Origin of the sequence: Streptomyces sp. SID10853 (assembly GCF_010548145.1) — a bacterium.
Lineage (GTDB): Bacteria > Actinomycetota > Actinomycetes > Streptomycetales > Streptomycetaceae > Streptomyces.
This window is the reverse complement of the sequence record NZ_JAAGLN010000295.1, coordinates 1-7,386: the sequence shown is the minus strand read 5'-3', so window position 1 is coordinate 7,386 and position 7,386 is coordinate 1. Positions and strand designations below refer to the sequence as shown.

Sequence of the window (7,386 nt, the reverse complement as noted above, 5' to 3'; positions counted from 1 at the left end):
CCCGGCTCGGCGGCCAGCGCCCGGACGGGGCCCTCCCGGTGGGTGACCCAGTGCACGGCGCCGCGCGACTCGACGGCGCTGCCGCGGCCGGTGCGGTCCGGTGAGGCGGTGCCGATGTGGTGTCCGGCGCGCACGGAGTGCGGCTGGAGGTCGGCGCGCTGGCCGCCGAGCCTGACGTCGATCCGGCGGGGCTCGGCGCCTTCGAGGTCGTCGGTGATCCACAGTTCACCGGCCGCCATGTGGACGACGCGGGTGCCGTCGGTGGCGGCGTGCCGCGCGTAGAAACCCTCGGCCGGGGTGTGCCTGCGCAGCTCCGAGCCGTCCGGGAGCGAGGAGTAGAGGGCTCCGACACCTTCGTGGTCGGAGAGGAAGGCCACCCGGTCGCCGACCCACAGGGGGCACTCGATGTTCCCGTCGAGAGCGGCGTGCAGCCGTACGAAGTCCCCTCCGGTCTCACCGGTCCACAGCTTGCCGGCGGTGCCGCCCCGGTACCGCTTCCAGCTGGCGGCCTCGCGGCCCATCGTCGCCGAGAGGAGCAGCACCCGCTGGTCGGGCCCGTACGCGAGGGAGCCGACCGGCCCGTACGGCAGGGTCCGCGCGGGGCCTCCGTCGACCGGCACGGCCCGCGCCCAGCTGCGCCGCAGCGAGACCTGGCCCTGGGCGCTGATGACGAGCACCTCGCCCTCGGGGGTCCAGCCCCGGACGGCGGTCCGTGCGTCGCCCCAGTAGGTCAGCCGCCGGGACGGGCCGCCCTCGGCCGGGGCGAGATGGACTTCGGGTGCCCCGTCCCTGGTGGAGGTCCAGGCGACCCAGCGGCCGTCGGGCGATATCCGGGGATGGCTGACGGGGCTGTTGTCGGCGCTGACACGCCAGGCACGGCCGCCGTCGAGCGGGGCCATCCAGACGTCGTCCTCTGCGGTGAAGGCGATCAGATCGCCCTGGACATGCGGAAACCGGAGATAGGAAGGCTGCGTCACATGGATCACCCTAGGCCGTCACCAAGACCGGCGAGCCGGAGTTTTCCGTACTCCCTGTGCGCCAGCGGCAGCCGGTAGGTCCCGTCGCCGCGGGCGTGCACCACCGATGAGCTCACCAGCGAGGCGAGCGATGACCCGTCAGGGAATACCGTACGGACCTGCTCGGCGGTGAACTCACCGGTGAACGCCGACAGCTGGGCCCAGAGCAGCCGTTCGGCCCTGCTGCACAGCTCGTGGCTCCACTCGACGGCCTGCAGCAGCGTGCGGTGCCTGGCCGGATCGCCGGGGCCGTCGGTGAGGACGGCGAAGCGCCCGCCGGGCGCGCCGAGCGCCGCGTGCAGCTGCCGCGCGGTGAGCTGCCGCAGGCTGCGGGCGGCGAGCAGGGTGGAGAGCGGATCGCCGTCGAGCTGCCCGGCCAGCCGCCCGGCCCAGCAGCCGGGCAGCTCGACCCCGTACGAGGCGGCGTGCTCCTGGAGCAGGCCTGCGGTCCGGTCCCTGGGCAACGGCGGTACCTCCACCAGGTCTTCGTCCGGTACGCCGAGCGGCCTGCGGCTGGTGGTCAGGATCCGCAGCCCGGGACAGCTGTCGTGCAGCCGGCCGACGAGGTAGGCGCAGCCCGTCAGGACGTGTTCGCAGGTGTCCAGGACGAGCAGCCCCCGGCTCCCGGCGAGCAGGTCGAGCACCGCGCGCACCGGGTCGGTGCCGGGCGCGGGGGCGGTGTGCAGCGCGGCGGCCACCGTGTACGGGACGAGCGCCACGTCGGGGCAGCCGGAGAAGTCCACCCGGTGCACGGGTGCGCCCGTACACCGGGTGGACTCGGCGAGTCTGGCGGCCAGCCTTGATTTGCCGATGCCGCCGGGGCCGGTGAGGGTCACCAGGCGGGTGGCGGCAAGGCGTTCGGAGAGCGCACCGAGCTCCGGCTCGGGAAGGACGTCCGGTTCGGGAAGGGCAGCCATGGACCTACTCTGACCGGCGAAAGCCCGCCACGCGCGGCCCCGGAGCGAAGATCCGTACACCTAAATCCGCGGGTGGGATACCTAGGCGGGATACCTAAGCGCTGGTCGTGTCCGCGCTACTTGCCCGGGTACTGCGTCACGGTGGCGGTCACCGTCACGGTCGGCGCAGGGTGTGCGGCGCCGCCAACGCTGCCGCCGCTGCCGCCACTTCGGGCCGGTGGCGGGGTGGTGGTGTCCGGGGGCGGGGCCGCACAGTTGCCCAGGAGCGTGGCCGTGAAGGCCAGTTCCCCGCCGACCGTGCTGGTCAGATCGCCCTGTACGCAGCGCCCGTCGACGGTCCTCGTCACCCTGCCCTTGACGGTGATGTCCTGCTTGCCCTTGGTCCTGCCCTGGCAGTCGACCTGTGCCACGTCGCGCGCGGAGGCGGACGGCGGCGCGGACGGGGCCCCGGTGCCGGCTGCGGAGTCGGCCGTGCAGGACAGCCAGTCGACGCCGACGCCGTGGTGCTCCAGGGCGCTGGTGGCGGTGCGGTCGGTGGTGTAGGCGACGGACGCGGTGTTCACCCCGTCGACCGGGTCACAGGCGGCGACACCGGCAACTGCCGTGCCGGCAAAGCCGATCGCCGCGAGAACCGACTGGTACCGCACCCGTCTCGATACGTGCCTCAATGCCCCCATACGGGGCAGGTTCCCACCGGAGCGGCCCGGTGCACAGCCCCTTGGCTGCCACTTCACTCTCGCGGGTGGCTGACCGTGCCCGGAGGGCGGGCCCGCTCAGCCCCAGCGTCCCGTCCTGGCCAGCAGCAGCGCTCCCGCGGCCGTGCCCGCCGTGGAGGTGCGCAGCACACTGCGGCCCAGCCGGTACACCCCGGCCCCGGCCGCCGTGAACGCCGCGAGCTCCTCCGGGGACACTCCCCCTTCGGGGCCGACGACCAGCACGATCTCGCCGGACGTGGGGAGTCCGGCCGCTGCCAGTGGCTCGCTGCCGTACTCCTGGTCCTCGTGCAGCACCCCGGCCAGGTCGGCGTCCGCGAGCAGCGCGGCGACCTGCTTGGTGCTCAGCGCCTCGGTGACCTCGGGAAAGCGGGTACGCCGTGACTGCTTGCCCGACTCCCGTGCCGTACTGCGCCACTTGGCGAGGGACTTGGCGCCCCGGTCGCCCCGCCACTGGGTGATGCAGCGCGACGCCTGCCACGGCACGATCACATCGACACCGGTCTCGGTCATGGTCTCGACGGCGACCTCGCCGCGGTCGCCCTTGGGCAGCGCCTGCACGACGGTGATCCGGGGTACCGGCGGCGGGTCGTCGGCGCACGCCTCGATCCGGAGCTCCAGCCGGTCCTTGCCCTCGGCCGCCAGGACCACACACCGCGCGGAGCGGCCGGCGCCGTCGGTCAGTACGACGTCCTCGCCCGCCCGCAGCCGCTTCACGGACACCGCGTGCCGGCCCTCGGGGCCGTCCAGGACGAACCGGCCGCCAGGTGCCGCCGTGTCGAGGCCGCCCGCCGCGTCGACCACGAAGACCGGGGCGGTCATGACGGACCGCCGTCGGCCAACGCCGTGCGGGCCGCGTCCAGTTCGGCGACCAGCACCTCGATGAGCTGCCCCGCGGGCAGCTCGCGGGCGAGGCGGTGGCCCTGGCCCGCCCAGAGCGCCATGCCCTGGGCGTCGCCCACTCCGGCCGCCGCCTTGCGCAGCCCGGCGGTGAGGTGGTGCACCTGCGGATAGGCGGCGGGGGCGTACGGTCCGTGCTCGCGCATGAACCGGTTGACGAGACCGCGCGCCGGGCGCCCGCTGAACGCGCGGGTGAGGTCCGTACGGACGAAGAGCGGGTTGGTCAGGGCCTGCTTGTGCAGCCTGTTTGCGCCGGACTCGGGGCACACCAGGAAGGCCGAGCCGAGCTGCGCGGCTTCCGCGCCCGCCGCGAGCACCGCCGCGATCTGCGCGCCGCGCATGAGGCCGCCGGCCGCGATGACCGGCAGCTGCACGGTCTCCCTGACCTGGGTGATGAGCGACAGCACACCGATGCCCGTGCCGTCGTTCTGCGGGTCGTCGCGGTGCGTGCCCTGGTGACCGCCCGCCTCGATGCCCTGCACACAGACCGCGTCGGCGCCGCACCACTGGGCGGTCTGCGCCTCTTCGGCGGTGGTGACGGTGACGATGGTGAAGGTGTCGACCCGGTCGAAGGCGTCGAGCACATCGCGGGAGGGGCAGCCGAAGGTGAAGGAGACGACCGGGACCGGGTCGTCGAGCAGGACGGCCAGCTTGGCCTCGTAGCCGTCGTCCGAGCTGCCGTGGACGTCGCCGAGCGGCGTCTCGTACCAGGTGGACTCACCTGCGAGCTGCTGGCCGTAGAGCTCGACTGCGGCCGGATCGGCGTTGTCGGACTGCGGCATGAACAGATTCACGCCGAAGGGCAGGGAGGTCAGCCCGCGCAGCTGTTTGATCTCCTCGTACATGCCGTCCGCGGTCTTGTACCCGGCGGCGAGGAACCCGAGACCACCGGCCTCGGAGACGGCTGCGGCGAGCTGCGGGCCTGAAGCACCGCCCGCCATGGGGGCCTGCACGATCGGATATCGGCAGAGATCGGCGAGTACGGAGGACATGACCGCATCGTGCCACGTCCTCCGCACCGCACCGAATCGGTGGCGCGAGTACGCCGGGGGCCGCCGCCCCGGCTGACCGGGAGGGGCTGCCGCCCGTTCGACCGGGCCGGCGCCCGGCCGGCCGGGGGGCTACCGCCCGTTGAACGCGTCCTTCTTCAGCCGGGAGAACAGCCCCTGCTGCCCCGGCTGACTGCATCCCCCGGGGGACGACCCCCGGACCCCCGGCAGAAAGAACAACCCCCGCTACCGCCCGTTGAACGCGTCCTTCAGCCGGGAGAACAGCCCCTGCTGCCCGGGCTGGAACTGGCCGGTGGGCCGTTCCTCGCCGCGCAGCTTGGAGAACTCCCGCAGCAGGCGCTCCTGTTCGGCGTCCATCTTCGTCGGGGTGAGCACCTCGACATGCACGATCAGGTCGCCACGGCCGCCGCCGCGCAGATGCGTGATGCCGCGCTGGTGCATCGGGATCGACTGACCGGACTGTGTGCCCGGCCGGATGTCGACCTCCTCCAGCGCGTCCAGCGTCTCCAGCGGCACCTTCGTGCCGAGGGCCGCCGCCGTCATGGGGACGGTCACCGTGCAGTGCAGATCGTCCCCGCGCCGCTGGAAGACCGCGTGCGGCAGCTCGTGGATCTCGACGTACAGATCACCGGCGGGGCCGCCGCCGGGGCCGACCTCGCCCTCGCCCGCGAGCTGGATCCGGGTGCCGTTGTCGACACCGGCCGGGATCTTCACCGTCAGCGTGCGGCGGGAGCGGATGCGCCCGTCGCCCGCGCACTCGGGGCACGGGGTCGGCACGACCGTACCGAAGCCCTGGCACTGCGGGCACGGCCGCGAGGTCATGACCTGGCCCAGGAAGGACCGGGTGACCTGCGAGACCTCACCGCGGCCGCGGCACATGTCGCAGGTCTGGGCCGAGGTGCCGGGGGCCGCGCCCTCGCCGCTGCAGGTCGTACAGACCACGGCGGTGTCGACCTGGATGTCCTTCGTGGTGCCGAAGGCCGACTCGTTGAGGTCGATCTCCAGCCGGATCATCGCGTCCTGGCCGCGCCGCGTACGCGACCTCGGCCCGCGCTGGGACGACGTACCGAAGAACGCGTCCATGATGTCCGAGAAGTTGCCGAAGCCGCCCTGGCCGAAGCCGCCGGCCCCGCCGCCGCCCGCCTGCGAGAGCGGGTCGCCGCCGAGGTCGTAGACCTGCTTCTTCTGCGGGTCCGACAGCACCTCGTAGGCGGCGTTGATCTCCTTGAAGCGTTCCTGCGTCTTGGGATCGGGGTTGACGTCCGGGTGGAGCTCGCGCGCCAATCGCCGGAATGCCTTCTTGATCTCGTCCTGGGAAGCGTCGCGGCGCACGCCGAGAACGGCGTAATAGTCCGTGGCCACTTACGACTCCGCCAGGATCTGTCCGACGTAACGTGCCACTGCGCGTACCGCTCCCATCGTTCCGGGGTAGTCCATGCGGGTCGGTCCGACCACGCCGAGTTTGGCGACTGCCTCGTCGCCCGAACCGTAGCCGACGGCGACGACCGATGTGGACGTCAGGCCCTCGTGGGCATTCTCATGCCCGATGCGTACGGTCATGCCCGAGTCCTCACCGAGCAGCTTGAGCAGCACGACCTGCTCCTCAAGCGCTTCCAGCACCGGCCTGATGGTCAGTGGGAAGTCATGTCCGAATCGCGTCAGATTGGCGGTTCCGCCGATCATCAGCCGTTCCTCGGTCTCCTCGACCAGCGTTTCGAGCAAGGTCGCGAGCACCGTGGAAACCGTACCCCGGTCTTCCTGTTCGAATGACTCGGGCAGGTCCTGCACCAATTGTGGTACGTCCGCGAAGCGGCGCCCCACCACCCGGCTGTTGAGCCGGGCCCTGAGATCCGCGAGAGATGTCTCACCGAACGGCGCCGGGCAGTCGATCATGCGCTGCTCGACCCGTCCGGTGTCCGTGATCAGGACGAGCATCAGCCGGGCGGGCGCCAGCGCGAGCAGCTCCACATGCCGCACCGTGGAACGGGTCAGCGACGGATACTGCACGACGGCGACCTGCCGGGTGAGCTGCGCCAGCAGCCGCACGGTCCGGCCCACCACGTCGTCGAGGTCGACCGCGCCGTCCATGAAGTTCTGGATGGCGCGCCGCTCGGGCGACGAGAGGGGCTTGACGCCCGCGAGCCGGTCGACGAACAGCCGGTACCCCTTGTCCGTAGGGATGCGGCCCGCGCTCGTGTGCGGCTGGGCGATGAACCCCTCGTCCTCAAGGGCCGCCATGTCGTTGCGGACGGTGGCCGGTGAGACACCGAGCCGGTGCCGCTCGGTGAGCGCCTTGGAGCCGACCGGCTCCTCGGTGCCCACATAGTCCTGGACGATGGCGCGCAACACTTCGAGTCTGCGTTCGCTGAGCACCCGCGCACACCTCCAGCTGTCGATCCGGGCCGCCTGGCACTCGGAATGTTCGAGTGCCAGCAGCGTCCCAGTGTACGGCGGAGAGGTTCACCGCTGGCAAGGGCGGCCCTTCGCACGGTCGCGCCGGTGTCCGCCGACCGGGATAGCGTCGCGGTATGGACGCCGCTTGGGAAGACTCCGGCTGGGAACACCTGGCGCCGGGCGTGGGCCGGTGCCGGCTCCCGCGCTGGGACGCGACGGCCGGGCTCGTGGCGGGCCGGTTCGGCGCACTGCTCTTCGACACGGGTGCCACGCTCCGCGAGGGCCGGGAGGTCCGGATGCGCGCGGAGGCGGCGCTGGGCCGCCGGGTGACGCACATCGCGCTCAGCCACCCGCACTTCGACCATGTGCTGGGCACCGCCGCGTTCGCCGGGGTGCAGGTGTACGGGGCGGTGGGGACCCGGGCGCTGCTCACCCG

7 protein-coding genes and 1 pseudogene are annotated in these 7,386 nt (G+C 72.4%); 1 reads left to right on the top strand and 7 read right to left on the bottom strand.

What is annotated here, in order from left to right; all coding sequences use genetic code 11:
- The 7 genes and pseudogenes from G3I19_RS32605 to hrcA form a co-directional block, all read right to left on the bottom strand.
- A pseudogene (locus tag G3I19_RS32605) lies at nucleotides 1-977 on the bottom strand (peptidase S41); the annotation flags it as partial.
- 5 nt (nucleotides 978-982) lie between these two features.
- Nucleotides 983-1,933, bottom strand: coding sequence for a hypothetical protein (locus G3I19_RS32600; RefSeq protein WP_164267322.1), 951 nt, complete (start codon nucleotides 1,931-1,933; stop codon nucleotides 983-985).
- A 116-nt stretch (nucleotides 1,934-2,049) separates the two neighbouring features.
- Complete coding sequence (locus G3I19_RS32595) at nucleotides 2,050-2,610, bottom strand: hypothetical protein (RefSeq protein WP_239074988.1); 561 nt, start codon at nucleotides 2,608-2,610, stop codon at nucleotides 2,050-2,052.
- A 96-nt stretch (nucleotides 2,611-2,706) separates the two neighbouring features.
- Complete coding sequence (locus G3I19_RS32590) at nucleotides 2,707-3,468, bottom strand: 16S rRNA (uracil(1498)-N(3))-methyltransferase (protein WP_164267321.1); 762 nt, start codon at nucleotides 3,466-3,468, stop codon at nucleotides 2,707-2,709.
- Nucleotides 3,465-4,538, bottom strand: a complete 1,074-nt coding sequence (locus G3I19_RS32585; protein WP_164267320.1) for a nitronate monooxygenase — start codon at nucleotides 4,536-4,538, stop codon at nucleotides 3,465-3,467. The genes G3I19_RS32590 and G3I19_RS32585 overlap by 4 nt, the downstream gene beginning before the upstream one ends.
- Before the next feature lie 243 nt (nucleotides 4,539-4,781).
- Nucleotides 4,782-5,918, bottom strand: coding sequence for a molecular chaperone DnaJ (gene dnaJ, locus G3I19_RS32580; protein WP_164267319.1), 1,137 nt, complete (start codon nucleotides 5,916-5,918; stop codon nucleotides 4,782-4,784).
- The gene (gene hrcA, locus G3I19_RS32575; protein ID WP_164267318.1) at nucleotides 5,919-6,929 is read right to left on the bottom strand and encodes a heat-inducible transcriptional repressor HrcA; all 1,011 of its coding nucleotides are present in this window, start codon (nucleotides 6,927-6,929) and stop codon (nucleotides 5,919-5,921) included. It abuts the gene before it with no gap.
- A 155-nt stretch (nucleotides 6,930-7,084) separates the two neighbouring features.
- Here hrcA and G3I19_RS32570 point away from each other — a divergent pair.
- On the top strand, nucleotides 7,085-7,386 hold a 302-nt coding region (locus G3I19_RS32570), incomplete at its 3' end, for an MBL fold metallo-hydrolase (RefSeq protein ID WP_164267317.1).

Coding starts and splice junctions, on each gene's coding strand:
- G3I19_RS32600 (WP_164267322.1), bottom strand. CDS start 1,933: ATGGCTGCCCTTCCCGAACCGGACGTCCTTCCCGAGCCGGAGCTCGGT.
- G3I19_RS32595 (WP_239074988.1), bottom strand. CDS start 2,610: ATGGGGGCATTGAGGCACGTATCGAGACGGGTGCGGTACCAGTCGGTT.
- G3I19_RS32590 (WP_164267321.1), bottom strand. CDS start 3,468: ATGACCGCCCCGGTCTTCGTGGTCGACGCGGCGGGCGGCCTCGACACG.
- G3I19_RS32585 (WP_164267320.1), bottom strand. CDS start 4,538: ATGTCCTCCGTACTCGCCGATCTCTGCCGATATCCGATCGTGCAGGCC.